Raw genomic sequence first — 26,030 nt, forward strand, 5'->3', positions numbered from 1 at the left:
CGAGGGCCCCAGGACCAGGAGGCTGGACATGTCGGTGGGTGACGTCGCGGGTCTGATCGCCGCGATCGCGTTCGTGCTGCTCGTGGGCTTCTTGGCGGTGCCGCTGATCAAGCTCGGGCGGGTGCTCGACGAGACGCGGTCGTCGGTCAAGGAGATCACCGACCACACGGTCCCGGTGCTCGACGAGACGGCGACGCTCGTCGCGTCCTCGAACACGCAGCTGGAGAACATCGACACCGTGACCACGGCCGCCGCCCAGGTCTCGGAGAACGTCTCGGCGCTCACCTCCCTGTTCGCCGCGACGGTCGGCGGCCCGATGATCAAGGCGGCCGCGTTCTCCTACGGTGTGCGCACCGCGCTGTCGGGTCTCGCGGCGAGCGCGCGCCGGGGCCGATGATGGCGCGCCGGCTCACCTGGCTCGCGATCGGGGTCGTCGTCACGGTCGTCGTGATCCGCAAGGGGCGGTCGGTCGTGGACGCCTACCTGCCCGCGGGGACGACGGACGCGATCGACGGCGCCCAGCGGGTGTCGCGCGCGGTCGCGACGCTCAAGACCGACTTCCTGGCGGCGATGGCCGAGCGCGAGCAGGAGCTGCGGCACGACCTGGTGGGAGACATGGACGTCGACGCGCTCCGCGCCGAGCGCCCGGAACGGGTCGCCAGCCTGCGTCGGTCGTGGTCCGCCCGCCATGGCGACGACTGGGCGGGTGGTCCGACCGAGGACCCCGACGACGACGACGGCTACACCTTCTTCTGACGCACGAGCACGTGCACCACCAGCAGCACCCGAACACCACCTGACAGACGAGGACACGATGCGTACCGCCGAGATCCGCCAGCGCTGGCTCGACTACTTCGAGGGCAACGGCCACGCCGTCGTGCCCTCGGCCTCGCTGATCTCGCCGGACCCGTCGACCCTGTTCGTCATCGCCGGCATGGTGCCGTTCATCCCGTACATGCTCGGCGAGCAGACCCCGCCGTGGCCGCGTGCGACCAGCGTGCAGAAGTGCGTGCGCACCCTCGACATCGAGGAGGTCGGCAAGACGACCCGGCACGGCACGTTCTTCCAGATGAACGGCAACTTCTCGTTCGGCGACTACTTCAAGCACGGTGCGATCACCTACGCCTGGGAGCTGGTCACCGGGTCGCGGGAGACCGGCGGCTTCGGCTTCGACCCGGACACCATCTGGGTCACCGTCTTCCACGACGACGACGAGGCGGCCGGCCTCTGGAAGGAGATCGCGGGCCTGCCCGACGAGCGCATCCAGCGCCGCGGCTGGAAGGACAACTTCTGGTCCACCGGCGCGCGCGGTCCGTCGGGCCCGTGCTCCGAGATCTACGTCGACCGCGGCCCGGAGTACGGCGCGGAGGGCGGTCCCGTCGTCGACGAGGACCGCTACCTCGAGATCTGGAACCTCGTCTTCATGCAGTACGAGCGGGGTGACGGGGGCGGCAAGGAGAACTTCCCGATCCTCGGGGACCTCAAGCAGAAGAACATCGACACCGGGATGGGTCTCGAGCGCGTCGCGTACCTGCTGCAGGGCGTCGACAACCTCTACGAGATCGACGAGGTGTTCCCCGTCATCCAGGGCGCGCAGGAGCTCTCCGGCAAGCGGTACGGGGCGGTGCACGACGACGACGTCCGGATGCGCGTCGTCGCCGACCACGTGCGCAGCGCGCTGATGCTCATGGGCGACGGCGTCACGCCGTCGAACGAGGGCCGCGGGTATGTCCTGCGCCGGCTGCTGCGCCGCTCCATCCGGGCGATGCGGCTGCTCGGGGTGGACGACCTCGCGCTGCCCACGCTGCTGCCGCTGAGCAAGGACGCGATGAGCCCCTCCTACCCGGAGCTGGCGGCGAACTTCGAGCGGATCAGCCAGGTGGCGTACGCGGAGGAGGACACGTTCCGGCGCACGCTCGCCGCGGGCACGACGATCCTCGACACCGCGGTGCAGGCGGCGAAGTCCACGCCGGCACCGGTGCTCACCGGACACCAGGCGTTCCAGCTGCACGACACGTACGGGTTCCCGATCGACCTGACGCTCGAGATGGCGGCGGAGCAGGGCGTGTCCGTCGACGAGACGGCGTTCCGCACCCTGATGAAGGAGCAGCGGGACCGTGCACGTGCGGACGCGCTGGCGAAGCGTGCCGGCCGGGCGGACACCGCGGCCTACCAGGACCTGCACAGCACCCTGAGCAGCGAGAACGCCAAGCCGGTGCAGTTCATCGGCTACACCGACTCGACCGCGCGCTCGCGCGTCGTCGGCCTGCTCGTCGACGGAGTCCCCGCGCCGGCGGCGACGGCCCCGGCCGACGTCGAGGTCGTGCTCGACGTGACGCCGTTCTACGCGGAGTCGGGCGGGCAGCTGGCCGACACGGGCGTCATCGTGCTCGACGGCGGAGCGCGCATCGAGGTGGACGACGTGCAGGCGCCGGTCAGGGGCCTGTCGGTGCACCACGGTCGGTTGGTCGACGGCACCGTGACGTTCGGCGAGGCCGCGACGGCGACGATCGACCTCGACCGGCGGCGCGCGATCGCGCGCGCCCACACGGCGACGCACCTGGTGCACAAGGCGCTGCACGAGTCCGTGGGGGAGACCGCCACGCAGGCGGGCTCGCTCAACGCGCCGAGCCGGCTGCGCTTCGACTTCCGCTCGCCCTCGGCGACGCCGTCGCAGGTCGTCGCGGAGATCGAGGCGCGCGTCAACGAGCGGCTCCAGGACGACCTCGAGGTCACCGACTCCGTCATGCAGATCGACGAGGCTCGTGGCAAGGGCGCGATGGCGCTGTTCGGCGAGAAGTACGGCAACGAGGTCCGCGTCGTCGACATCGGCGACGGCTGGTCGCTGGAGCTGTGCGCGGGCACGCACGTCAAGCGGTCGGGCGAGCTCGGTCTGGTGACCCTCCTGTCCGAGTCGGCGATCGGCTCGGGCGTGCGGCGCGTCGACGCTCTCGTCGGCGCGGGTGCGTACGGGTACCAGGCGAAGGAGCGCGCCCTGGTCGGACAGCTCTCCGGGCTGCTCGGTGCGCGTCCCGACGAGCTCTCCGAGCGGGTGTCCTCGCTGATCACGCGGCTCAAGGAGTCCGAGAAGGAGCTCGCGGCCATGCGGCAGGCGACCCTGCTCGCGCAGGCGGGCACGCTCGCGGCCGGAGCGGTGACGGTCGGCGAGACCCGGGTCGTCACGCACGACGCGGGCGAGGTCGGCGGGGACGAGCTGCGCACGCTCGTCCTCGACGTGCGTGCGCGGCTGGGTGAGGCGTCGCCCGGGGTCGTCGCGATCGGTGGTGTCAGCAAGGGCCGCCCGGTGGTGGTCGTCGCGACCAACGCCGCGGCGCGCGAGCAGGGCGTCCGCGCGGGCGCCCTCGTGCGCACCGCCTCGGGGATCCTCGGCGGCGGCGGGGGCGGCAAGGACGACCTGGCGCAGGGCGGCGGGACCGACCCGACGCGGCTGGCCGACGCACTGGCGGCGGTGGCCACGGCGGTGGGCGGCTGACGTGAGCGCCACCCCCGACCACGGCGCCGTCGTGCGCGGGCCCCGGCTCGCCGTCGACGTCGGGACCGTGCGCGTCGGCCTCGCGAGCAGCGACCCGGACGGCCTCATCGCCACGCCCGTCGCGACGCTCGCACGCTCCACCGGCGTGAAGGGGCGGCTCCCGGCCGACATCGCGCAGGTGGTGCACGAGGTGCAGGAGCGGCGTGTGGGTGTTGTGTACGTCGGGCTGCCCGTCCACATGTCGGGGGCCGAAGGTTCCGCATCCGACGCCGCTCGCGCGTACGCTGTCCAACTGGCGCAGGCCATCGCACCGGTCACGGTGCGGCTGGTCGACGAGCGGATGAGCACGGTGTCCGCCCATCACGCGCTGCAGGCGTCCGGCCGATCCGGGCGCCGCCACCGTCAGGTCGTCGACCAGGCAGCCGCGGTGGTGATCTTGCAGTCCGCGCTGGACGCGGAGCGTGCGTCGGGACGACGACCCGGAGAGCGGGTCGCGGTCGATCCGGCACAGCACGCTCCAGCGGCGCGCGGGGGGGCTGCGGGCGACGCACGGACGACGGTGGAGTGACGCGCACGTGACCAAGAGCCAGACCGAGTGGTGGACCCCCGTGGAACGGAGCGACGAGGTGAGCGACCTGTTCGCCGGCGACACCCGCGTCGCCGCCACGGAGCCGAAGCCGTCGCGCTCGCGCGGCCGGGCCAAGCAGCAGCGTGAGCGCAAGCGCCGTCGGCGCCGCTCGATCTGGGTGCTGGTCGTCGCGGTCCTCATGGTCGCGGGCGCCGGGTATGTCGTCGTCGAGCTGATGGGCGGCATGTTCCAGGGCGGCGGCAGCGCGGACGAGGGCGTCGAGGACTACAGCGGAGTCGGTCACGGCGCTGCCGAGGTCGTCATCAAGCCCGGCGACACGGGCGCGGACATGGCGGCGACGTTGGTCGGCGCCGGTGTCGTCGCGACCGAGAAGGCGTTCAACGAGGCGTTCGCCGCCAACCCGCAGGCGGCGTCGATCCAGCCGGGCACCTACAACATGCTCCTCGAGATGCCCGCCTCCGACGCCGTGATCGCGCTCCTCAACCCCTCGAGCCGCGTGTCCTTCAAGCTCGGGATCCCCGAGGGCCTCACGGTGAACCAGATCGCCACGAAGATCAGCGAGAAGCTCGCGATCCCCGCCGAGGAGGTCACCGCGGCACTCGCCGACCCGGCCGCCATCGGCCTGCCCGCGGAGGCCAACGGCAACCCGGAGGGCTGGCTGTTCCCGGCGACCTACGACATCGAGCCGGACGCGACCCCGACGAGCGTGCTCGCGAAGATGACCGCGCAGACGGTGGCCGTGCTCACGCAGAAGGGCGTCCCCCAGGACCAGTGGGCGACCGTGCTGAACAAGGCCTCGATCGTCGAGCGCGAGGCCAAGCTTCCCGAGGACCGGCCGAAGGTGGCGCGTGCCATCGAGAACCGGCTCGAGAAGGAGATCGCCCTGCAGGTCGACGCGACGGTCGCCTACGGGCTGGGCATCTCGGGCATGGACCTGACCACCGAGATGCTGCAGGACGACTCCAACCTCTACAACACCTACCGCCACCTCGGCCTGCCGCCCACCCCGATCGCCTCGCCGGGGGCGACGTCGATCGACGCCGTCCTCAACCCGGAGCCGGGTGACTGGCTCTTCTGGGTCGCCATCAACCTCGACACCGGTGAGACGCGCTTCGCCGTGACGAACGCCGAGCACGAGGCGAACAGGGAGCTCCTTCGCCAGTGGCAGGCCGAGCAGGACGGCTAGTCCGCGCGACCCACGGCGCCGTCTGACGGCGACGTAAAGTTCCTGCGGCCATCCGCGAGGCGAGACGGCCGATCGTGTCAGTCGACACGGTCGGCCGCTCGTCGCGCGGCAGGGGACGTGCGCGCAGGAGCTTCTGACCGCGATCGACATCACCGAGGGGACCCGATGGAGAGCACGGAGCTGCGAGAGGCCTCGTCGCACAGGGCGGCCGTCCTCGGGCACCCGGTGGCGCACTCGCTGTCGCCGGCGCTGCACCGTGCCGCGTACGCGGCGCTCGGTCTGTCGGGCTGGCGCTACGACGCCGTCGACGTCACGGAGGACGAGCTCGCGGGCTTCATCGCCGGCCTGGACGACACGTGGGCGGGGCTGAGCCTGACCATGCCGCTCAAGCAGACCGTCATCCCGCTGCTCGACCACGTCGAGCCGCTGGCGGAGGTGGTCGGTGCGGTCAACACGGTGCTGTTCCAGGGGCGCACGCTCGTCGGCGCCAACACGGACGTGCACGGCATCGTCGCCGCGCTGGGGCTGGACCACCCGATCGGGAGCGCGGCCGTGCTCGGCGCGGGTGCCACCGCGTCGTCGACGCTGGCCGCGCTCGCCCAGCTGGGCTGCACGTCGCCCGTCGTCTACGTGCGGGCCGTCGCGCGCGCGGGAGGCCTCATGCGGGCGGCCCACCGGATGGGCGTGACCCCGGTGTACCGCACTCTGGACGAGGCACCCGCGGAGATCGGCCGGGCGGACGTCGTCGTGTCGACCCTCCCGCCGCACGCCGCCGACCCGCTCGCGGAGCGCGTCGAGGTGGTCAAGGGCGTGCTCCTCGACGTCGCGTACGACCCCCGCCCGACGGCGCTGTCGGTCGCGTGGGCGGCCGCCGGGGGAGTCGTCGTCAGCGGTGAGCAGATGCTCCTGCACCAGGCCGCCGAGCAGGTCCGGCTCATGACGGGGCACCCCGCCCCGCTCGCCGCGATGTCCGCCGCGCTCGAGGACAAACTGACTGCCTGAGGGGCTCACCCCGCTCGTCGTTCCTGCCGATTGATCCGGAGACACCCGCGCAGCCATCGCTCGGCTGCCGGTCGACCGGAAGGACGCGCGTGAAGCAGCTCGGGGAGATCCTGCTCGATGACGGTCTGGTCACGGAGGCGCAGCTGCTCGCTGCCCTCGACGAGACACAGGCCCGAGGTTCGTCGCTGGGACGCACGCTCGTCGAGCTGGGGGTCCTGACCGAGGGCCAGCTGGTCAAGGCGCTGGCCAACCAGGTGGGGATGAACTTCGTCGACCTCGACGAGTTCCCCGTCGACCGCGCCGCGGTGTCCCTGGTGCCGGGGGCTCTGTGCCGGCGCTACACCGTGCTCCCGGTGTCGCTCGAGGGCGGCTCGATCGTCCTGGCCACCGCCGACCCCGGCAACGTCATGGCGGTCGACGACGTCCGGAGCGTCACGAACCGGCCCGTGATCCCCGTCATCGCCACGCACGACAACCTCATGCGCGCGATCGACCGGTTCTGCCGTGCGGACGACGAGATGGAGGACCTGTCCTCGGCGTTCAACGAGCAGAACGCCGAGCCGGAGCAGGACCTGTCCAAGCTGGGCGAGATGTCGGTCGACGACGACGCCCCGATCGTGCGGTACGTCAACCTGCTCGTCACGCAGGCGATCACCGACCGCGCGTCGGACATCCACATCGAGCCGGCGGAGCACGACCTGCGCGTGCGGTACCGCATCGACGGTGTGCTGCACGAGACGCAGCGGTCGCCCAAGCAGATCCAGCAGGGCGTCATCAGCCGCGTGAAGATCATGAGCGACATCGACATCGCCGAGCGGCGCAAGCCCCAGGACGGCCGCATGTCCGTGGTGCACAACGGCCGCAAGATCGACCTCCGGGTGGCCACGCTGCCGACCGTCTGGGGCGAGAAGATCGTCATGCGCATCCTCGACAACTCCACGGCGAGCCTCGACCTGCGCGACCTGTCGTTCCTCGACGAGAACTACGAGACGTACAAGGAGTCGTACACCAAGCCCTACGGGATGATCCTCGTCACGGGCCCGACGGGGTCGGGCAAGTCGACCACCCTGTACGCCACGCTCAACGCGGTGTCGAAGCCGGAGATCAACGTCATCACCGTCGAGGACCCGGTCGAGTACCGGCTCCCCGGCATCAACCAGGTGCAGGTGAACCCGAAGGCCGGTCTGACCTTCGCGGGGGCGCTGCGCTCGATCCTGCGGTCCGACCCGGACGTGGTGCTCCTCGGTGAGATCCGTGACCACGAGACGGCGCAGATCGCCATCGAGGCGGCCCTCACCGGTCACCTCGTGCTGTCCACCCTGCACACCAACGACGCACCCTCGGCGATCACGCGTCTGACCGAGATGGGCATCGAGCCCTTCCTCGTCGGCTCCGCCCTCGACGCCGTCGTGGCCCAGCGGCTCGCGCGGCGCCTCTGCGGCAAGTGCAAGGTGCCGTACCAGCCGTCGCCCGAGGAGATGGCCGCAGCGCGGTTCCCGTGGGTGCCGGGGGAGCCGCTGCCCGAGCTCTTCCGTCCCGGTGGCTGCGTCACGTGCTCCAAGACCGGCTACCGCGGCCGCCTGGCCCTGCACGAGGTCATGCGGGTCACCGAGGAGATCGAGCGTCACGCGGTGGCGCACTCCTCCAGCGCGGACATCGCCGCCACGGCCGTGGCCCAGGGGATGATCTCGCTCCGCAACGACGGCTGGCAGAAGGTCGCGCTCGGTCAGACGTCGATCGAGGAGATCATGCGCGTCGTCGCGTGACCTGCACTCAAGTCGGGCGGTTCATCCGCCGATGAGATCCGAGATACCGAGCTGCTGCGCAGGGGCCGTGCCCGTGCGTGCGAACGAACGCGGTACGACAACGTGGAGGCTGTGACGTGACCGAGTCCTACTCAACCGGCCGGGGTGAGCCCACCCGCCCGTTGCCGCCCTACCGCACGGCAGGCCCGCAGGCTGGCGCGCCGCCGGTGTACTCGCCCGTCCCCTCGATGAGCCACGTGCCCGACGAGGGCCGGGGGAGCGTCACGCAGGCCTTCACGCCGGTGCCGCCGCAGGCGTCCGGGGGCCAGACCTTCCTGCCCGCAGGCGGTCCTGGACCGGGCGGACCCTTCCAGCCCGCTCCGGTGCCCCCGCCCGTCGCACCGGCCGTCGCCGGTCAGCCGGCGTACTACGTCCCCGCCCAGGCTGGTCCGCCTGCGCCCGTCGTCGCACCGGCGCCGCCCGCTGCCGAGCCGCCGCGCCCGCCGGCCCGCGCTGCCGCGCCGGCTCGCGACCGCGCTGCGCGGTCCGGCCTGGGTCAGGAGTCGCAGGAAGGCGACATCCAGCTCGACTCGGCGCTCATCGCGATGATCGAGGCCGGCGCCTCCGACCTGCACCTGACGGTCGGCTCGCCGCCGATGATCCGGTCGCACGGTGCGCTCAAGGCCCTCGACGGGTTCGAGAGCATCCGGCCCGACGGCCTGCGCCGCAGCATCTACTCGATCCTCACGCAGCGTCAGCGCGAGACGTTCGAGGCCAACCTCGAGCTGGACTTCGCCTACGCGGTCCGCGGCAAGGCGCGGTTCCGCGTCAACCTGTACCAGCAGCGCGAGTCGATCGGCGCCGCGTTCCGCGTGATCCCCTACGAGATCAAGCCGCTCGAGGACCTCGGCGTCCCGCCGGTCGTGTCCAGCTTCGCGGGGCTCCCGCGTGGGCTCGTCCTGGTCACCGGCCCCACGGGCTCCGGCAAGTCGACCACCCTCGCCGCGGTCATCGACCTGGCCAACCGCACCCGTGCGGACCACATCATGACCGTCGAGGACCCCATCGAGTTCCTGCACCGGCACAAGAAGTCGCTGATCAACCAGCGCGAGGTCGGCGCGGACACCCACTCGTTCGCCAACGCCCTCAAGCACGTGCTGCGGCAGGACCCCGACATCATCCTCGTCGGCGAGATGCGTGACCTGGAGACCATCTCCGTCGCGCTGACCGCGGCCGAGACCGGTCACCTGGTCTTCGCGACCCTGCACACGCAGGACGCCGCGCAGACCATCGACCGTGTCATCGACGTGTTCCCCGCCGAGCAGCAGAGCCAGGTGCGCACCCAGCTCGCGTCCGCGATCCAGGGCGTCGTCTGCCAGACGCTGTGCAAGAAGGCGAACGGCACCGGGCGTGCGGTCGCGACCGAGGTCATGGTGGCGACGCCCGCCATCCGCAACCTCATCCGCGAGGGCAAGACGCACCAGATCTACTCCGCCATGCAGGCCGGCGCCGACCACGGGATGTACACCATGGACCAGCACCTGGCCGACCTGGTGAAGAAGGGCACGATCACGTACGAGGTCGGCGTGGAGAAGTGCCACCACATCGAGGACTTCAACAAGCTCGTCGGCCGGACCGCCCGGACCAACCAGGGTGCGTCCACGCTGAACTCGGGCACGATGGGCTACTCGCCTGCGGGGAACGGGATGCGCTGATGGCGATCACCAGGACGTACGAGTACTCGCTGAGCGACAAGAACGGCAAGATCGTCAAGGGGCGCATCGACGCCCAGAACGAGGCCGCCGTCGCCAACCGCCTGCGCGCCATGGGCGTGGCCCCGCTGACCATCAAGGAGGTCGTCGGCGGGGGACTGCAGACCGAGATCAACATCCCCGGCTTCTCCGACCGGGTGACCCTGAAGGACCTCGCGGTCATGGCCCGCCAGATGGCGACCATGATCTCGGCCGGCCTGTCTCTGCTGCGGACGCTGTCGATCCTCGCGGACCAGACGGAGAGCAAGCCGCTGGCCAAGGTGCTGGCGCAGACCCGCAACGACGTCGAGACGGGCGGGTCGCTGTCGGAGTCGCTCGGCCGGCACACGCAGATCTTCCCGCCGCTGATGGTCAACATGATCCGCGCCGGCGAGGTCGGCGGCTTCCTCGAGAAGGCTCTCGTCTCCGTGGCGGAGAACTACGAGAGCGAGGTCAAGCTGCGGTCGCAGATCAAGTCCGCGATGACCTACCCGGTCATGGTGTTCTGCATGGCGATCCTGGCCGTCGTCGGCATGCTCCTGTTCATCGTGCCCGTGTTCGAGAAGATGTTCATGGACCTCGGCGGCGAGCTCCCGCTGCCCACGCAGTTCCTCGTGCTGCTCTCCGGCATGATGAAGTGGATGGCGCCCCTCCTGCTGGTGGCGACGATCGTGTTCGCCATCTGGTGGAAGCGGCACAAGAACGACCGCGCGGTGCGCGCGTTCGTGCAGCCGCTGACCCTGCGGATCCCCATCTTCGGGCCGCTGTTCAAGAAGGTCGCCATCGCCCGGTTCACCCGGAACTTCGGCACCATGCTGGGGGCCGGCGTGCCCATCCTGCAGGCCCTCGACATCGTCGGCGAGACCAGCGGCAACTACGTCATCGAGCTCGCCGTCAAGGACGTGCAGGAGAGCGTGCGCACCGGGCAGTCCCTGTCCGCCCCGCTCGCTCAGCACGCGGTGTTCCCGCCCATGGTCGTGCAGATGATCTCCACCGGTGAGGACGCCGGTGCGCTGGAGACCATGCTGGAGAAGATCTCCGAGTTCTACGACGAGGAGGTCACGGCGACGACGGAACAGCTCACGTCCTTGATCGAGCCCCTCATGATCGCCATTCTCGGGACGATCATCGGCGGCATGATCGTCGCCCTGTACATGCCGATCTTCTCGATCTTCGAGCTCGTCGGCTGACCTTTCTGCGGCTTTTTCCCGCGCGCTTCGGCCCGGTGATCGGACATCTCGGTCACCGGGCCGACGCATGTCCGACCGCGTCTGTGACCTGCGACGACGCGGACTGGTGCGAACGGGTGACACCACGAAAGAGTTCCCGGAATCGCCTCAAGGCCGCCCCGCCCGCGCCCGATGAACCAGACGCAGCACCGAATGCCGGGCGACCGGCACTGACCCACGACATCGAAAAGGGGCTTCACCGTGATCGCTCGTATTCAGAAGACGATGGACGACCGCGCCAAGGGGGAGAAGGGCTTCACGCTCATCGAGCTCCTCGTCGTCATCATCATCATCGGCATCCTCGCCGCCATCGCCATCCCGGCGTTCCTGAACCAGCGCCAGAAGGCCTGGGCCTCGCAGGTCGAGTCCGACCTGAAGAACGCCGCCATCGCGGCCGAGTCCTTCGCGGTCGACGCGAACGGCTCCTACGACGGCATGACCGCGACGGACCTGGCCGACAACGGCTTCAACGCGACCGCCGACGTCACCGTCACCATCGAGTCCGCCACGGCCGACGAGTACACGCTGCAGGGCGTGAACAGCAACCTCGACGCCGCGCGCACCTTCACGTACGACAGCACGACCGGCGTCATCACGGACAGCGACGACTGACCGTAGGCCACTGAACGACCCGGTGTGGGGTGCCGTCCCGGACGGCGCCCCACACCGGCGTACCACCCCCCGGCACAGACGAGAGGACGACGACCGTGCGCACACTCCGCCAGCGACTCGCGCAAGCGCGGGACGAGGAGGGCGTGAGCCTCGTCGAGGTGCTCATGGCGATGCTGATCTTCGCCATCGTCAGCACCGGTCTCATCTACACCATGCTGTCCGTCCTGTCGCTGGGCCGGGACTCCCGTGCTCGCCAGGTGGCGGCCAACCTCGCGGCGGAGGACATCGACCGCACGCGCGAGGAGAAGAACATCTTCGACCTGCAGGACAAGAGCTACTCGCGGGACCTCAACGGGGACACGTTCCACGTCGACCGTGAGACGTCCTGGGTCTCGGACCCGAACCTCGAGTTCGCCTGCGGCGCCGGCGGTGGTGCCCTGCGCTACAAGCGCGTGAACATCACGATCACCTGGGACAGCATGCGCACGGGCACCGAGCCGGTCCGCGCCGACACCGTCCTGGACGCCAAGGACCGCATCAACGACCCGACGCGCTCCACCCTGCTCATCTCTGTCCTCAACGGCGAGGGCCTGGGATCCCCGGGGGTGTCCGTCGTCGCCCAGCCGACCACCGCGGCAGGAGTCCCGGTCGGTGCGGCTCTGCCGACGGCCACCACGGACTCCGAGGGCTGCGCGTACGTCCTCAAGGCGCCGCCCGGCAGCTACAAGGTCACGGTCACCAAGGCCGGGTACGTCGACATCAACCAGGCGACGGCACCGTCCGTCCTGCTGAGCGTCGCCGCGAACGCCACGGCGTCCGCCGCCTTCGCGTACGACCGGGCCGCGGTCTACACGCTCCGGTTCGGCAACAACGTCGCCGGCGTCACGCCGAGCGTGCCTGCCGGGTCCATGCTGACGACCTTCGACAGCACCTACGGCCCGAAGAACCCGTCGGTGTCGACCGGCTCGAACACGCCGCGCACGTACAGCATGTTCCCGATCAGCTCGGGCTACTCGATCTTCGCCGGCACGTGTGACCTCTCGACCCTCAAGACCGGCCCGGCCGACCCGGCCAACTGGACCGGCGGGGTGCGACAGCCGGAGGCCGCCGCGGCGCCGGGCGGGTCCGTGACGGTCGAGGTGCCCATGGGCATCGTCAACGTGGCCGTGGGCCCGCTGTCCGTGACCAACGGATTCATCAAGGCCGTCGCCGTGGCCGCACCGGCCGGTGCCGGCGCGTCGGGCTGCACGACACCGGTCCAGACGCTGACCTTCTCCTCGGCGGTCCTGAACGCCGCGGGCAACGCCACGATCGCGCTGCCGTACGGGTTCTGGAAGCTCTACCGCGGCAGCAGCTCCTCGCAGACGACCGCCATCACGACCGCCCAGGTCACGCCGGTCACCGGCGGGAACGTCCACCCCGACAGCACCGTCGAGCTCGACCCGCGTTCGCCGCTCTGGGAAGGACCGTGACATGCGCCGCATCCGCGCACGCCTGAGCTCGCCGGCCGAGCGCGCCGAGGCCGGGTTCAGCCTCCCGGAGCTGATCGTGACGATGGGGCTCATGAGCATCATCAGCATCCTCGTGGTGTCGTTGTTCTCGACCTTCACCCGGTCGATGACCAGGGACCGCAGCGCGTCGGAGAGCACGAACGTCGCCGCGGTGGGCATGTCCGAGCTGACGCGTGTGCTGCGGTCCGGCACGGAGATCCGGCGCACCGGCAACGCCGACAACATCCCGGTCTTCCTCTTCGCCGGCCGCGAGAGCCTGATCATGCACGGCTTCCTGGACACGTCCTCGGCATCGCCGAAGCCCGTCAAGGTCCAGTTCGCCGTCAACAGCCAGCGTCAGCTCATGGAGACGCGGTGGAACTCGGTCGCGGCGTCGAACCCGTACTGGACGTTCGCGTCCGCGGTCGCCTCGAACCGGCGGATCGCCAGCAAGATCGTCGTGCGGACCGGTACCGATCCCTGGCTGTTCACCTACCGCACCGCGGCCGTGTGCGCGGCGACGCTGCCCAACTGCAACGTGATCACCGTGCCCAGCACGGGGATCACGGACCCGAACGTCCTGAAGAGCATCGCCCTCGTCGAGGTGCGACTGCAGGTCCAGGCCGACAGCACCGGCCGGGCGGCACCCGTGCTGCTGACCAACCAGGTCGGCCTGCCGAACCGCGGTATCGACCGAGTAGGAGCGTCCAGGTGATGCGTCGCATTCTCGCGGCCAGGATCGGCCCGCGGCGGGACGAGGGCATGGCCCTCATCATGGTCATCGGCGTCTCGATGGTGCTCGCCCTGCTCGCGATCTCCGCCGTGTCCTACGCCATCGGCTCCCAGCGCAAGGCCCGGGGGGACCAGGACTGGAACGCCGCCATGGCGGCCGCCTACGCGGCGGTCGAGGAGTACCAGAGCCGGCTGGCCAACGACCCCGGCTACTTCGTCTACGGCAACCCCGCGGCGACGTTCGCCCCGACGAGCGTCCTGAACCTGCCCACCGGTGCGTCGGCCAACCCGGCGTTCGGCCTCGGCGCGTCCGGGAGCTGGGCCAACATCGCCGGGTCCGGCGGCGCCGCCCAGTTCCGCTACGAGGTGGACAACTCGAAGTACTACGCGTCGGGCACCCTGCGGCTGCGGGCCACCGGCCGCGCCGGTGGGGAGACGCGATCGCTGGTGGCCGACCTGCGCCAGCGCGGCTTCATCGACTTCCTGTACTTCACCAACTACGAGATCATCGACCCGGTGATCTCGGGAGCGACGGGAACCTGCGAGATCTACCGTTACGCGGGGCGCAACACGGCCAGCCCGCCGACCGGCTGCGGCGCGATCAACTTCCGTACCGGCGACGTCATCGACGGTCCGCTGCACACGAACGACGCGTTCCAGATCGACGGGTCCCCGACGTTCAAGGGCTGGACCACGACGTCCTACAACCCGACCTCCGGTCTCAACTACTTCGGTACGGGCACCCCCTCCTTCCCGGCGATGCCCGCGGGCAAGCCGGTGTACGAGCCGATCCTCGCGATGCCGGCGACGAACACCGAGCTGAAGAAGGAGACCCGGCCGGACCTGCCGCTCGACGTGCCGCGCCCTGGCTGCCTCTACACGGGCCCGACGTCGATCGTGCTCAAGGCCAACGGCAAGATGCAGGTCCGCTCGCCGTGGACCAAGTGGACCAGCCCGATCTCCGGTGTCAACAACTCGGGCTGCGGCACGCCGGGTGCGACCGGCCTCGGATCGTCCACGGGCCAGGAGATCAACGCGCCCGACAACAACGTCGTGTACGTGCAGAACGTGCCGTCGCTGTCCACCGACGCCAACTACTGGGCTCCGGGTGCCACGGGCACCCCCGTGTGCCTCGCGGAGAGCCACGCGCCCACCGGGACCAACGTCCGGAACGCCGCGGGCAACCCCGTGGGCTATCCCGCGACCGGTGAGTACATCGCGAACGCCAGCGTCTACGGGTGCCGCAGCGGAGACCTGTTCGTCGAGGGCGTCGTGAACGCCAAGGCGACCCTCGCGGCGGAGAACTACATCTACATCACCAACGACATCGTCTACGACAACTCCGAGGACGACATCCTCGGGCTCGTGGGCCAGAACGCCGTCTGGGTGTGGAAGCCGGAGAAGCAGACCGTGTCCTCGGCCACGACCCTCACCAACCAGACGTCGGCACAGCGGACCTCCCTCGAGGCCATCGGGTACACCTGCGTCCCGTCCGGGACGCGGTTCAACTGCACCGGTCGAACCTTCACCCCCTCGGGCGACGAGCTGGTGGCCGACACGCACCGGCGCATCGACGCCGCCATCCTGTCGGTCGCGCACACGTTCATGGTGCAGAACTACGACCGCGGCGACCCGCGCGGCACCCTGACCGTCAACGGTGCCATCGCGCAGAAGTTCCGCGGCACCGTCGGCACGGGTAGCGGCGCCACGGTCTCCACCGGGTACCTGAAGGACTACAAGTACGACAAGCGCTTCAGCTACGTCGCACCGCCCAAGTTCCTCTCGCCCACCTCGACCACCTACGGTGTCAACGTCTGGGTCGAGATTGCGCCGGTGTTCGGCGCGGACGGGACGTACCGGTAATCCTCGTGACTGTCGTGCTGTACGCCCTCGTCGGCCTGCTCGGTCTGGCGGTCGGCTCGTTCCTCAACGTCGTCATCTGGCGCGTCCCGCGGGGCGAGTCGATCAGCCACCCGCCCAGCGCCTGCCCCAGGTGCGGGCACGCGATCCGCGCCCGGGACAACGTGCCGCTGGTGTCGTGGCTCGTGCTGCGGGGGCGGTGCCGGGACTGCGCGGCGCCGATCTCGGCCCGCTACCCGTTGGTGGAGCTGGCCACCGGGGTGCTCTTCGTCGCCGTGGCGCTGGGCGTCGGGTTCGACGCGCCGGAGGTCTGGGCCCTGCCCGCGTTCCTGTACCTCACGGCCGTGTCGGTGGCACTCGCCCTCATCGACATCGACACCAAGACCCTGCCGAACAGGATCGTGCTGCCGTCCTACGTGGTCGCGATCGTGCTGCTGGCCCTGGCGACGTGGGGGACCGGCGACTGGGGTGACCTGGTGCGCGCCGGGATCGGCTGCGTCGTGCTGTGGACGTTCTACTTCGTGGTGGTCTTCGCGTACCCGAAGGGGATGGGCTTCGGCGACGTCAAGCTCGCCGGCCTGCTCGGGCTGTACCTGGGCTGGGTCGGCTGGGGCGCGCTGGCGGTCGGCTCGTTCGCGGCGTTCGTCCTCGGCGGCGTCTTCTCGGTGGGTCTGCTGATGCTGCGTCGCGCCGGGCGCAAGACCGGCATCCCCTTCGGCCCGTGGATGCTGCTCGGCGCTGCCGTCGGCATCGTGTGGGGCGAGCAGATCTTCCAGGCGTATCTCGACCTGATGCTCTGATCTGCGCCGATTCGTCGGTGCCCTCGGCCTCAAGACCTGGACCTTCCCGGCCGATAGTCCATTCGGAGTCATTGCTCACGGTCGAAGGGAAAGTCACGTGGCCAAGTCGAGAGTCATCGGACTCGACATCGGCACCACGCATGTGCGTGCTGCCGAGGTCGAGTTCGGGAGCGGCGGCCCTGCGCGCACCGCGCAGCCGACCGTCGTCCGGTACGGCGAGGTGGCACTGCCGCCCGGCGCGATCCGCGACGGCGAGGTCGCCGAGTCGTCGACCGTGGCCACCGCGATCCGACGCCTGTGGTCGCAGCACAAGTTCAGCCACAAGAACGTGGTGCTCGGCGTGGGCAACCAGCGCGTGATCGTGCGCGACCTGGACCTGCCCTGGATGCCGATCGCGCAGATCCGGTCGTCGCTGCCCTTCCAGGTGCAGGACATGCTCCCCGTGGCGATCGAGGACGCGGTCCTCGACTACGTGCCGACGGGCTCCTTCGACGGCGAGCACGGCCGGATGCTGCGCGGGCTGCTCGTCGCCGCCACCAAGGACACCGTCCACGCCAACACCGAGGCCGTCGAGTCTGCCGGCCTGCGGCCGATGATGGTCGACCTCGGCGCGCTCGCCCTGACCCGGGTGATGGCGCGTGGGGACCTGGCGGGCCGGGAGTTCGCGCTCGTCGACGTCGGCGCCCGCGTGACCACCGTCGTGATCGTGGCCGGCGGACAGCCGCGCCTGATCCGCATGCTTCCCTCCGGTGGCCAGGACGTCACCGAGGCGGTCGCCGGTGCCCTCGGCATCACGATGGCCGACGCCGAGGTGGCCAAGCGCCAGATCGGGATCGGCTACGCCGTCGGGCCCGAGCTCGAGCGCGGCGTCGAGGCGATCCGCACGGTGACGACCTCGCTCATCGAGGCGATCCGCAACACGTTCGTCTACTACGCGAGCAGCAACCCGGGCTCGTCGGCCGAGGTCGTCGTCCTGACCGGTGGCGGCTCGCAGCTGCCCGGCCTCGGGCAGTACCTCTCGAGCGCGTGCCGCGTCCCGGTGACCGTCGGCCAGCCGCTCAGCACGCTCAAGGTGGCGCCGGGGGCGGGGCTCCAGGACGGGCACCACGACAACCAGCACCTCCTGGCGATCCCGCTGGGCCTCGCGTTCGGAGTGGCAGCATGACATCCCTGCTCGAGCGGACCGCCAAGCCGGCCGCCAAGGGGTCGGTGACCAACCCGAACGCCCTGTCCCAGGTCAACCTCCTGCCTCCGGGCATCCGGGCGCGACGCGCGCTCGGCCGCACGAAGCGGCAGCTCGCCCTCGGGCTCGTCGTGGTGCTGGCCGTCGTCGTGGCGGCGTCCGTCGCCGCGCTCGCCCAGCTGACGCTCGCCAACGCGCGCCTGTCGGACGCCCAGGCCGAGACCGCGCAGCTGACGGAGCAGCAGGCCAAGTACGCCGAGGTCCCGCGCGTCCTCGGCGAGCTGCGGCGCGCGACGGAGGCGCAGCAGCTCGGCTTCTCGACCGACGTCGCGTGGACGCCCTACATCTACGCCGTCGTCGCCGTCATGCCCGTCGACACGAAGCTCACGTCGTTCGAGATGTCCGGCGCGACCCCGATGCTGGCGCCCGAGATCGCCGCGGACCCGCTCCAGGCGCCGAGCGTCTCCCGGCTGTCCTACACCGCGCGCAGCAAGACCCTCCCCGACACGGCGGCGTGGATCGACGGCCTGAACTCCGTCTACGGCTTCAGTGACGCCTGGGTGTCCGAGGTGCTCATCGCCGAGGACGAGGACAAGAACGTCTACTACGAGGTGACCGGCTCCGTCCAGATCACCGAGGACGCCTACAGCGACCGCTTCAGCTCGGAAGGTGAGTGACATGGGTGGTAAGACCTCCACCTGGATCGGTGGCGCTGTCTTCGTCGCCCTGCTGATCATGGTCGGCGGATGGTTCATCGCCATCTCGCCCACGCTCGACTCGGCGGCCTCCGCGACGTCGGACGCCGAGGACGCCGAGGCGCGCAACGACCAGTTGCGGCTGCAGCTGGCCACGCTGAAGAAGCAGTTCGAGAACCTCGACGAGTACAAGGCCGAGCTGGCCGCCGCGCAGGTCGAGATCCCCACGCAGGCTGACCTGGCCGGCTTCACCCGCCACGTCGACACCCTCGGTGTCGCAGCCGGACTCACGGTCGTCTCCGTCGTCCCGGGCCTGCCCACCGATGTCGCGCCGGTGCTCGCGACGGAGCCTGAGGCCGCCCCGGTGGACCCCGCGGCGACCGCCGAGGGTGAGGCTGCTCCCGCTCCTGCAGACGGCGAGGTCGTCGAGCCGGCGGCCCCGACGGGGCCGGCGCCGATCGAGGGCTTCGTGGCCGTCCCGGTGGACGTCACCGTGCTCGGCACGGTGGCGAACGCGACGACGTTCCTGACCAACCTGCAGGCCGAGGGGCAGCGACTGTTCCTGGTCACCGGGTTCCGCGGTACCGGGCAGGGTCAGGCGGACGCCTCGGGCGGCCGCCCGGCGACCGTGGTCGGCGACGTCGAGCTGACCATCACGGGCTACATCTACGTGCTGAAGCCGCCTGCGGCCTCGTCCGAGACGGGCGCCGAGACCGAGACGGAGACTGGGCCGCGGCCGGCGCTGCCGGTGCCGCCGGGGGCCACGGACCCGTTCACCGGGGCCTGACGAACGACACGAGGGCCGGGTCCGCCACCAGGCGGACCCGGCCCTTCGTCGTGCCCCCGACATGGGAGGATGCGCTTCATGCTGCGTTGGTTGACCTCTGGTGAGTCCCACGGTCCGGCGCTCGTCGGCATCCTCGAAGGCCTCCCGGCCGGCGTCGAGGTGCAGAGCTCCGACATCCAGGACGCCCTGGCCCGGCGCCGCCTCGGCTACGGCCGCGGTGCGCGCATGAAGTTCGAGCAGGACGCCGTCCGCGTCCTCGGCGGCGTGCGGCACGGCGTCTCGCAGGGCGGGCCCGTCGCCATCGAGATCGGCAACACCGAGTGGCCCAAGTGGGTCGACGTCATGGCGTCGGACCCCGTGGACGACCCGGAGGTGCTGCAGCGTGCACGCAACGCCCCGCTCACCCGGCCGCGCCCGGGGCACGCCGACCTGGTCGGCATGCGTAAGTACGGTTTCGACGACGCCCGGCCGGTCCTCGAGCGCGCCAGCGCCCGGGAGACGGCGACGCGGGTGGCGCTCGGTACGGTCGCGGCCCGGTTCCTCGAGCAGGCGGCCGGCGTCCGGCTCGTGTCGCACGTCGTGAGTATCGGTCCCGTCTCGGCTCCCGACGACGCGGCGCAGCCCACGCCCGACGACACCGCGGCGCTGGACGCCGACCCGGTGCGCTGCTTCGACGCGGCCACGTCGGCCGCGATGGTCGCGGAGATCGACGAGTGCCACAAGGACGGCGACACGCTCGGCGGTGTCGTCGAGGTGCTGGCCTACGGCCTGCCCTCCGGCCTGGGCTCGTACGTGCACTCCGACCGCCGGCTCGACGCGCAGCTCGCTGCCGCGCTCATGGGTATCCAGGCCATCAAGGGCGTCGAGGTGGGTGACGGGTTCCGCACGGCCGCCCGTCGCGGCTCGCAGGCGCACGACGAGATCGCGCGCGACGCCTCCGGCCGCATCGTGCGGCGCACCAACCGGGCGGGTGGCCTGGAGGGCGGCATGACCAACGGCGAGGTCCTGCGGGTGCGCGCCGCCATGAAGCCCATCTCGACGGTCCCGCGCGCCCTGGACACCGTCGACACCGCCACGGGCGAGGCCACCAAGGCCCAGCACCAGCGGTCGGACGTGTGCGCGGTCCCGCCCGCCGCGGTCGTGGCCGAGGCGATGGTCGCGCTCGTGCTGGCGGACGCCCTGCTGGCCAAGACCGGGGGAGACTCCGTCCCCGAGGTCAGGCGCAACCTCGAGGCCTACGTCGCCGCCATCCCGGACCTGCTCAGCTGACGTCACCGCGCGGTACGACTAAGGCCCGGCCCCCTGGAGGGACCGGGCCTTCGTCGTGCCGGGCGGCTCAGCAGCCGACGCCCGGCGAAGGGTGGATCACGACCAGCCCGAGCTCTTCGCCTTCATCCCGCTCGTCGTGCTCGGCGGCTTGGCCGGGGTCGCCTGTACGGAGGACGACGGCGACCCGGTGCCGAGCGCCGTCTTCGCGCGGACGCGGAGACCGTAGGTCGTGCCGTTGGTGAGACTTGCCACCTTGTAGGTGAGCGTGGTGCCGGGCACCGTGACCCTGGTGGACCAGGCACCCCACGTGGCTGTCGTGCGGTTGTACTCGCGCTGCTCGATCACGAAGCCGGTCAGCGGCGAGCCCCCCGTGCTCGTCGGAGCCTTCCACGACAGCTGGACGAAGCCGCTGCCACGGGTGTACGTGATCCCGGTCGGCACCCCCGGCGGGGTCGCGACGATCGCGTCGGCCGTCGCCGCCGGGCCGGTGCCGATCGCGTTGCTGGCCATGACCTCGACGAGGTAGCCGGTGTTCGCGGTCAGGTCGTTGATCGTGTAGCTGGTGCTGCTCGGGAGCAGCGGGACCTCGGTCCACGCGCCGCCCGACGTGCGCTGGTAGCGCAGCAGGATCCCGGTGAGGGGGGACCCGCCGTTGGCCGGGAGCTTCCACGCCACCTTCAGGGTGTTCGCGCCCGGCGTGAGGACGAGCGCCGTCGGAGCCGCGGGGGGACCGGCGGTCGTGTTGACGACGGTCGTCGACCACTGGCCCTGGCCCTCGGCCGAGACCGCACCGACACCCACCTCGTACGTGGTGTTCGGCTCCAGGCCGGTGAGCAGCTTGCTCGCCGCGACCGTCGACGACGTCGGGTAGAGCAGCGTCCACTCGTTCTCCGGCGTGGCCTTGACGCGGTACCGGACGACGTAGCCCGTCACGCCGCTCTGCGTCCCTGCGGCGGACCCCGTGAGCAGCGTCCAGGCGACGTTCAGGTCGCGACCGCTGACGGTCGGCTTCTGGACCGTCGGGATGCCGGGAACGGTGCGGGTGCCGAACGTGCTCTCGGCGGACGTCCCCAGCGAGACGCGCGTCGTGCCGGTCGAGGAGCTGTACTTCTCGTAGACCGCCCGGACCTTCCACGAGTACGTCGTGCCGTAGGCGACGGCTGTCGGGAGGGCGAAGGACGTCGCGACGGTCTCGTAGCCGATCGCGGTCGCCACCCCTCCCGACGTGTTCGCCCACTGGACGATGTAGCGCGACGCGCCCGGTACGGGCTCCCAGTCGAGGACGCGGTGGGCGGTCGACAGCACCGTCCCGTCACCCGTCGTCAGCAGGGGGCTCCGCTGCGCGATGACCGCCGTCGCGTCGTTGCTCCACGGGGAGAACCCGCCGGCCTCGTCGACGGACCGGACGTGCCACCCGTACGTGCCGGGCGCCAGCTCCTTGACCGTCATCGCGGTCTGCTTGTTGAGGTTCGTGCCGCCGACCTTGATCTTGGTGCCGGGCGTCGCCGCGTTCCAGTACTCGACCTCGTAGCGCGTGGCAGCCGTGGGCGTGGTCCAGCGCAGCATCACGCTGGACGACCCGACCACCGGGCTGGCCGCCACGGGCTTGGGCGTCGCCACGGTGAAGTCGCGGGGCGGCGCGAACGCCCGGCCCGGGGTCCCGTTGGCGTCGAGCGGTGCGACGGTGAACTTGTACGAGCCGTCCTTGAGGGGCTTGCCCGTGGCGGGGTTCTGGGCCACGTACGAGGGGTACTCGACCTTCTCGGTGCCGACCGAGGTGCCGTCGGCGTTGAGGATGGAGACGAGGTACCCGCGCGAACCGCCGTCCAGCGGTGCGCTCGCGCCCTGGGGGCGCCAGGACAGGACCGTGGTGCCGTCGGCCGAGACCGCGACAGGGTTGGCCACGCCGACGAGGTCGGTCGCGGTGGACCCCTTGACCCAGCTCGGGTGGCTCGACGACCCGTCCGCGATGTACGCGATCGAGTTCCCGATGTGCACCAGCGGGCGCACCTGCCAGTAGTAGGGCAGCCCGGTCGTGTTGTCGTCGAAGACCCCGGTGGCGCGCAGCACGGTGCCCTGCGTGCGGATCGTCGCGACCTGCGTCGTCATGGCGGCGTTCGTCGCGATCGTGACGTCGTACCCGTCGGCACCGGCGGTGGGGTTCCAGGAGAACACCGGCGAGGGCTGACCGGCCACGTACTGCGCCGCGAACGCCTCCGTGTCGGGCTCGGAGCCGAGCGCCGACGTCACCACACGGTCCGTCACCCGCACGTAGCGAGCACGGTCGGGGTGACCGGCGTCCTCGGGGTCGGACCAGTCGCTGACCACCGTGCCGACCGGCATCGAGTTCTTGATGGAGGTCGTCGCGGCCCCGGAGTAGTCGACCGCGCGCACGCGCCAGCGGTAGGTGTTGCCTTCCTGGATGCGCTCGGTCGGGGTCTGGGTCCACAGGCAGTCGTCGGCGCCGTCGAGGGCGCTGGGCAGACCCGCACCGGAGATGTACTCCTCGATCACCGTCACGGACGTCGACGCCGTGTGACAGGTCAGGCGGGGGTCGCCGTTGAGGGGAACGACCTCGACCTCGTACATGGTGGCGCGGGGGACGGGCTTCCACGAGAGGTGGAGGTTGTCGATGCTCACCGCGGGCGCGTTGAACATGTCAGGACCGCCGACCTCGGGCACGGGGTACGTCGTCGGCGCGCCGACGGTGACGGTCGGGGTCGTCTGCCCGCCCCACTGCTTCTGGAACTGGCGGATCGCCGACGGGGCGCCTGCACGGCCGGCGGTGTCATAGGCGACGACCTGCCAGAAGTAGTTCTGGTCCAGCAGAGCGACCTCGGGGACGAGCGTGGTCGCCGAGGTGGTGCCGCCCGCGCCGGGGAGCGTGCCCGTGACGAGGGTCCCGGCGTCGTTCTTGGAGACGCCGACGACGACCTCGTACTTCGCGGCCCCGGCCACCGGGGACCAGGAGAACACGACGTCCGAGATGGCGGGGTTGCTCGGCGAGGTCCAGTTCGCGGGCGTGAGCAGCGACGGCCGCGAGGCGGCCGCCGGCCAGTCGACCGTGAAGGTCGAGCCGGTCGACCAGCGACCGACGATCTCGGTCGCGGTGCCGGAGTAGAAGTTGGCGCGGACGCGCCAGTTCCAGGTGATGATCTCGCCGCCCGTGGTGCGCTCGAGCGGGACGTCCGGGGTGTAGCTCGTGGCCGTGGTCGTCACGAGCGGACGGACGGTCTCGGTGGGGAACGAGCTGTCGGGGGAGTGCTGCAGCGTGTAGCTGACCGCGCCGGGGACCGGCTCCCACCCGAACGTGACCGGCGTCGGGTAGTTCACGGTGCCGGCGTCTGCCGGGCGCACGAGCTCGGGGACCGCCATGGCGTCGGTGTCGAAGGACTGGGCCGCGGAGTAGCTGCCCCGCGAGGTCGCCGAGGTCCCGCTGCTGAACGCGGCGACGCGCCAGTAGAGCGTGCGAGCCTCCGTGGCGCTGAGCACCGTGGACGGCACCCACGTCACCGCGTACGTCTCGACGCCGCCGATGACGGTGCCCGCGTCGAACGTGGGCGTCGTCGCGACCTCGACCTTGTAGGCGCTGGCGCCCGGGGTCGGCTCCCAGCTCAGCCGGAGGTCGCCGTCGGAGTCGACGGCCGCGTCGCGCGTCTGCGGGGCGTCGACGGCGGCGGCCTGGGCCGGGAGCGCGCCGGCGACCATGAGCGACGCCGCCAGGGCACCGGTCACGATCGCGGCAAGGGGACGTCTCAACACAGCGTGGCCTCCGAGGCGCGCGTAGATACAGCGGTCCCGTCTCTTCTCGGCATTCCGGGCGACCGTGTTGAGCGCCCCGGGCAAACTTTCTCCGGCGGTCGCCCGTGCGGCGGTGCCCCCACGGCGCACTACCCTGCTGGCTGTGCCCGCTGCTGCCTCGACCGCCCCGCGACTCGTCCTCGTCGGCCCGCCGGGGTCGGGCAAGTCGTCCGTCGCCCTCGCCCTCGCCGAGCGCTGGCAGCTCGCCTCGCGGGACACCGACGGCGACGTCGAGACGACCGCGGGCAAGACCGTCGCGGAGATCTTCGTCGACGACGGCGAGCCGCACTTCCGTGCCCTGGAGCGCGACGCCGTCGTGACCGCTCTCGCCGAGCACGACGGGGTCCTCGCCCTGGGCGGGGGAGCCGTGCTCGATCCCGCCAGCCGCGCCGCGCTCGAGGCGTACCGGGACGCAGGCGGGGTCATCGTGTTCCTCGACGTCTCGTTGGCCCATGCGGCCCCGCGCGTCGGCTTCAACCAGTCCCGACCACTGCTGCTCGGCAACCCGCGCGCCCAGTGGCAGGCGCTCATGGACGCGCGCCGCCCGGTCTACGAGTCGCTCGCGACCCTCACGGTGGTGACGGACGCCCTGCGACCGATCGACGTCGCCGAGCGGATCGAGCAGGAGCTCGCCGCCGCCCGTACCGCTGCCACCGAGGAGGCCGACCGTGGTTGAGACCCGCACCGTGCACGTCGCCGGTGAGCACCCGTACGACGTGGTCCTGGGCCGCAACCTGCTCGGGGCGCTCCCGGGGCTGGTCGGCCCCGACGCCCGTCGGGTCCTGGTGGTCCACCCTGCGGCGCTGGCCGCCACGGCCGACGTGATCCGCGAGGACCTCCGGGCGCACGGCTACGAGGCGTTCGTCGCACAGGTGCCGGACGCCGAGGAGGCCAAGACCGCGCAGGTCGCCGCGTTCCTGTGGCAGGTGCTGGGGCAGGCCGACTTCACGCGCTCGGACGCGATCGTGGCCGTGGGCGGGGGTGCGACGACCGACCTCGGCGGGTTCGTGGCGGCGACCTGGCTGCGGGGGATCCGGGTGGTCCAGGTGCCGACGACCGTCCTGGCGATGGTCGACGCGGCCGTCGGAGGCAAGACGGGCATCAACACTGCGGAGGGCAAGAACCTGGTCGGCGCCTTCCACCCGCCGGCGGGCGTCCTGTGCGACGTGGCCGCGCTCGAGTCGATGCCGCGGCACGACTTCGTGGCCGGCCTGGCCGAGGTGGTCAAGTGCGGGTTCATCGCCGACCCGCGGATCCTCGAGCTGGTGGAGGAGCACGCGCAGACGCTGACCGACCCGGCGACCGCCGTGGCCTCGCCGGTCCTCCTGGAGCTCATCGAGCGGGCCGTCGTGGTGAAGGCCCGGGTGGTCGAGCAGGACCTGCGCGAGGGCGGGCTGCGGGAGATCCTCAACTACGGCCACACGTTCGCGCACGCCATCGAGCACGTCGAGCGGTTCCAGTGGCGGCACGGCGCGGCCGTCTCGGTCGGGATGGTCTACGTCGCCGAGCTGGCCCGGCTCGCGGGCCGGCTGCCCGACGAGGTGGTGGACCGGCACCGGTCGATCCTGACGTCGCTCGGGCTGCCCGTGACCTACCGCGGTGACCGGTGGGAGCGCCTGCTCGCCGCGATGCGCCGCGACAAGAAGACGCGTGGTGACCTGCTGCGGTTCGTCGTCCTGGAGGACGTCGGCAGGCCGGTCCGCCTCGAGGGTCCCGACCCGACCCTGCTGGCCGCCGCGTACGCCGAGGTGAGCGAGGGCGCGCCGGCACCCTCACGAGCGATCTCCCTGTGACCCGCGCGGCTCG

At 71.1% G+C, this 26,030-nt stretch carries 21 protein-coding genes; 20 read left to right on the forward strand and 1 reads right to left on the reverse strand.

Annotated elements, in window-relative coordinates; translation table 11 throughout:
- Positions 1 to 28: 28 nt before the first annotated feature.
- The 18 genes from CXY01_RS02390 (at position 29) to aroC (ending at position 20,423) form a co-directional block, all read left to right on the forward strand.
- Positions 29 to 397, forward strand: coding sequence for a DUF948 domain-containing protein (locus CXY01_RS02390; protein WP_146925437.1), 369 nt, complete (start codon positions 29 to 31; stop codon positions 395 to 397).
- Entirely contained in the window at positions 397 to 756 is a 360-nt protein-coding gene (locus CXY01_RS02395) for a hypothetical protein (protein WP_146925438.1), read from the forward strand. Before CXY01_RS02390 ends, CXY01_RS02395 begins: the two co-directional genes overlap by 1 nt.
- Before the next feature lie 58 nt (positions 757 to 814).
- Positions 815 to 3,493: an alanine--tRNA ligase gene (gene alaS / locus CXY01_RS02400; protein ID WP_146925439.1), complete on the forward strand. Its 2,679-nt coding sequence runs from the start codon at positions 815 to 817 to the stop codon at positions 3,491 to 3,493.
- Positions 3,494 to 3,560: 67 nt separating this feature from the next.
- Positions 3,561 to 4,061 carry a Holliday junction resolvase RuvX gene (gene ruvX, locus CXY01_RS02405; protein WP_246124950.1) on the forward strand — a complete coding sequence of 167 codons (501 nt, stop codon included), beginning with the start codon at positions 3,561 to 3,563 and terminating at the stop codon, positions 4,059 to 4,061.
- Between the two features lie 7 nt (positions 4,062 to 4,068).
- Positions 4,069 to 5,268, forward strand: coding sequence for an endolytic transglycosylase MltG (gene mltG / locus CXY01_RS02410; protein ID WP_146925441.1), 1,200 nt, complete (start codon positions 4,069 to 4,071; stop codon positions 5,266 to 5,268).
- A gap of 165 nt (positions 5,269 to 5,433) precedes the next feature.
- Positions 5,434 to 6,270: a shikimate dehydrogenase gene (locus CXY01_RS02415; protein WP_146925442.1), complete on the forward strand. Its 837-nt coding sequence runs from the start codon at positions 5,434 to 5,436 to the stop codon at positions 6,268 to 6,270.
- Between the two features lie 89 nt (positions 6,271 to 6,359).
- The gene (locus CXY01_RS02420) at positions 6,360 to 8,036 is read left to right on the forward strand and encodes a GspE/PulE family protein (protein ID WP_146925443.1); all 1,677 of its coding nucleotides are present in this window, start codon (positions 6,360 to 6,362) and stop codon (positions 8,034 to 8,036) included.
- 227 nt (positions 8,037 to 8,263) lie between these two features.
- Entirely contained in the window at positions 8,264 to 9,730 is a 1,467-nt protein-coding gene (locus CXY01_RS02425; RefSeq protein ID WP_281285284.1) for a type IV pilus twitching motility protein PilT, read from the forward strand.
- Positions 9,730 to 10,956 (forward strand): type II secretion system F family protein, encoded by a 1,227-nt coding sequence (locus CXY01_RS02430; protein ID WP_146925445.1) that lies wholly within the window; start codon positions 9,730 to 9,732, stop codon positions 10,954 to 10,956. Before CXY01_RS02425 ends, CXY01_RS02430 begins: the two co-directional genes overlap by 1 nt.
- A gap of 240 nt (positions 10,957 to 11,196) precedes the next feature.
- Entirely contained in the window at positions 11,197 to 11,607 is a 411-nt protein-coding gene (locus tag CXY01_RS21370) for a prepilin-type N-terminal cleavage/methylation domain-containing protein (protein WP_371862741.1), read from the forward strand.
- Positions 11,608 to 11,702: 95 nt separating this feature from the next.
- Positions 11,703 to 13,079 (forward strand): type IV pilus modification PilV family protein, encoded by a 1,377-nt coding sequence (locus tag CXY01_RS02440; protein WP_281285285.1) that lies wholly within the window; start codon positions 11,703 to 11,705, stop codon positions 13,077 to 13,079.
- 1 nt (position 13,080) lies between these two features.
- Positions 13,081 to 13,812: a PulJ/GspJ family protein gene (locus tag CXY01_RS02445; RefSeq protein ID WP_146925447.1), complete on the forward strand. Its 732-nt coding sequence runs from the start codon at positions 13,081 to 13,083 to the stop codon at positions 13,810 to 13,812.
- On the forward strand, positions 13,812 to 15,692 hold the full coding sequence (locus CXY01_RS02450; RefSeq protein WP_146925448.1) for a hypothetical protein: 1,881 nt from the start codon (positions 13,812 to 13,814) through the stop codon (positions 15,690 to 15,692). Before CXY01_RS02445 ends, CXY01_RS02450 begins: the two co-directional genes overlap by 1 nt.
- Before the next feature lie 5 nt (positions 15,693 to 15,697).
- Complete coding sequence (locus CXY01_RS02455) at positions 15,698 to 16,489, forward strand: prepilin peptidase (RefSeq protein WP_146925449.1); 792 nt, start codon at positions 15,698 to 15,700, stop codon at positions 16,487 to 16,489.
- A gap of 97 nt (positions 16,490 to 16,586) precedes the next feature.
- Entirely contained in the window at positions 16,587 to 17,654 is a 1,068-nt protein-coding gene (gene pilM / locus CXY01_RS02460) for a type IV pilus assembly protein PilM (protein ID WP_146925450.1), read from the forward strand.
- Complete coding sequence (locus CXY01_RS02465; RefSeq protein ID WP_146925451.1) at positions 17,651 to 18,349, forward strand: PilN family protein; 699 nt, start codon at positions 17,651 to 17,653, stop codon at positions 18,347 to 18,349. The genes pilM and CXY01_RS02465 overlap by 4 nt, the downstream gene beginning before the upstream one ends.
- 1 nt (position 18,350) lies before the next feature.
- Positions 18,351 to 19,154, forward strand: coding sequence for a hypothetical protein (locus tag CXY01_RS02470; RefSeq protein ID WP_146925452.1), 804 nt, complete (start codon positions 18,351 to 18,353; stop codon positions 19,152 to 19,154).
- A gap of 78 nt (positions 19,155 to 19,232) precedes the next feature.
- Entirely contained in the window at positions 19,233 to 20,423 is a 1,191-nt protein-coding gene (aroC, locus tag CXY01_RS02475) for a chorismate synthase (protein WP_146925453.1), read from the forward strand.
- 96 nt (positions 20,424 to 20,519) lie between these two features.
- Here aroC and CXY01_RS02480 read toward each other — a convergent pair whose 3' ends face one another.
- Positions 20,520 to 24,182 (reverse strand): fibronectin type III domain-containing protein, encoded by a 3,663-nt coding sequence (locus CXY01_RS02480; RefSeq protein ID WP_186813266.1) that lies wholly within the window; start codon positions 24,180 to 24,182, stop codon positions 20,520 to 20,522.
- A 145-nt stretch (positions 24,183 to 24,327) separates the two neighbouring features.
- Here CXY01_RS02480 and CXY01_RS02485 point away from each other — a divergent pair, with 145 nt between their 5' ends.
- Both CXY01_RS02485 and aroB read left to right on the forward strand, forming a co-directional pair.
- Complete coding sequence (locus CXY01_RS02485) at positions 24,328 to 24,900, forward strand: shikimate kinase (RefSeq protein WP_371862742.1); 573 nt, start codon at positions 24,328 to 24,330, stop codon at positions 24,898 to 24,900.
- On the forward strand, positions 24,893 to 26,017 hold the full coding sequence (gene aroB, locus CXY01_RS02490) for a 3-dehydroquinate synthase (protein WP_146925455.1): 1,125 nt from the start codon (positions 24,893 to 24,895) through the stop codon (positions 26,015 to 26,017). Before CXY01_RS02485 ends, aroB begins: the two co-directional genes overlap by 8 nt.
- The last annotated feature ends 13 nt before the right edge of the window (positions 26,018 to 26,030 follow it).

The organism is Cellulomonas xylanilytica (genome assembly GCF_007989805.1).
In the GTDB taxonomy this organism is placed as follows: domain Bacteria; phylum Actinomycetota; class Actinomycetes; order Actinomycetales; family Cellulomonadaceae; genus Cellulomonas; species Cellulomonas xylanilytica.

Excerpts from the sequence above, each read along its gene's own strand:
- CXY01_RS02445 (WP_146925447.1), top strand. The coding sequence starts at position 13,081 with ATGCGCCGCATCCGCGCACGCCTGAGCTCGCCGGCCGAGCGCGCCGAG.
- CXY01_RS02425 (WP_281285284.1), top strand. The coding sequence starts at position 8,264 with ATGAGCCACGTGCCCGACGAGGGCCGGGGGAGCGTCACGCAGGCCTTC.
- CXY01_RS02470 (WP_146925452.1), top strand. The coding sequence starts at position 18,351 with ATGGGTGGTAAGACCTCCACCTGGATCGGTGGCGCTGTCTTCGTCGCC.
- CXY01_RS02415 (WP_146925442.1), top strand. The coding sequence starts at position 5,434 with ATGGAGAGCACGGAGCTGCGAGAGGCCTCGTCGCACAGGGCGGCCGTC.
- CXY01_RS02465 (WP_146925451.1), top strand. The coding sequence starts at position 17,651 with ATGACATCCCTGCTCGAGCGGACCGCCAAGCCGGCCGCCAAGGGGTCG.
- alaS (WP_146925439.1), top strand. The coding sequence starts at position 815 with ATGCGTACCGCCGAGATCCGCCAGCGCTGGCTCGACTACTTCGAGGGC.
- CXY01_RS02395 (WP_146925438.1), top strand. The coding sequence starts at position 397 with ATGGCGCGCCGGCTCACCTGGCTCGCGATCGGGGTCGTCGTCACGGTC.
- CXY01_RS02450 (WP_146925448.1), top strand. The coding sequence starts at position 13,812 with ATGCGTCGCATTCTCGCGGCCAGGATCGGCCCGCGGCGGGACGAGGGC.
- CXY01_RS02390 (WP_146925437.1), top strand. The coding sequence starts at position 29 with ATGTCGGTGGGTGACGTCGCGGGTCTGATCGCCGCGATCGCGTTCGTG.
- aroC (WP_146925453.1), top strand. The coding sequence starts at position 19,233 with ATGCTGCGTTGGTTGACCTCTGGTGAGTCCCACGGTCCGGCGCTCGTC.
- CXY01_RS02430 (WP_146925445.1), top strand. The coding sequence starts at position 9,730 with ATGGCGATCACCAGGACGTACGAGTACTCGCTGAGCGACAAGAACGGC.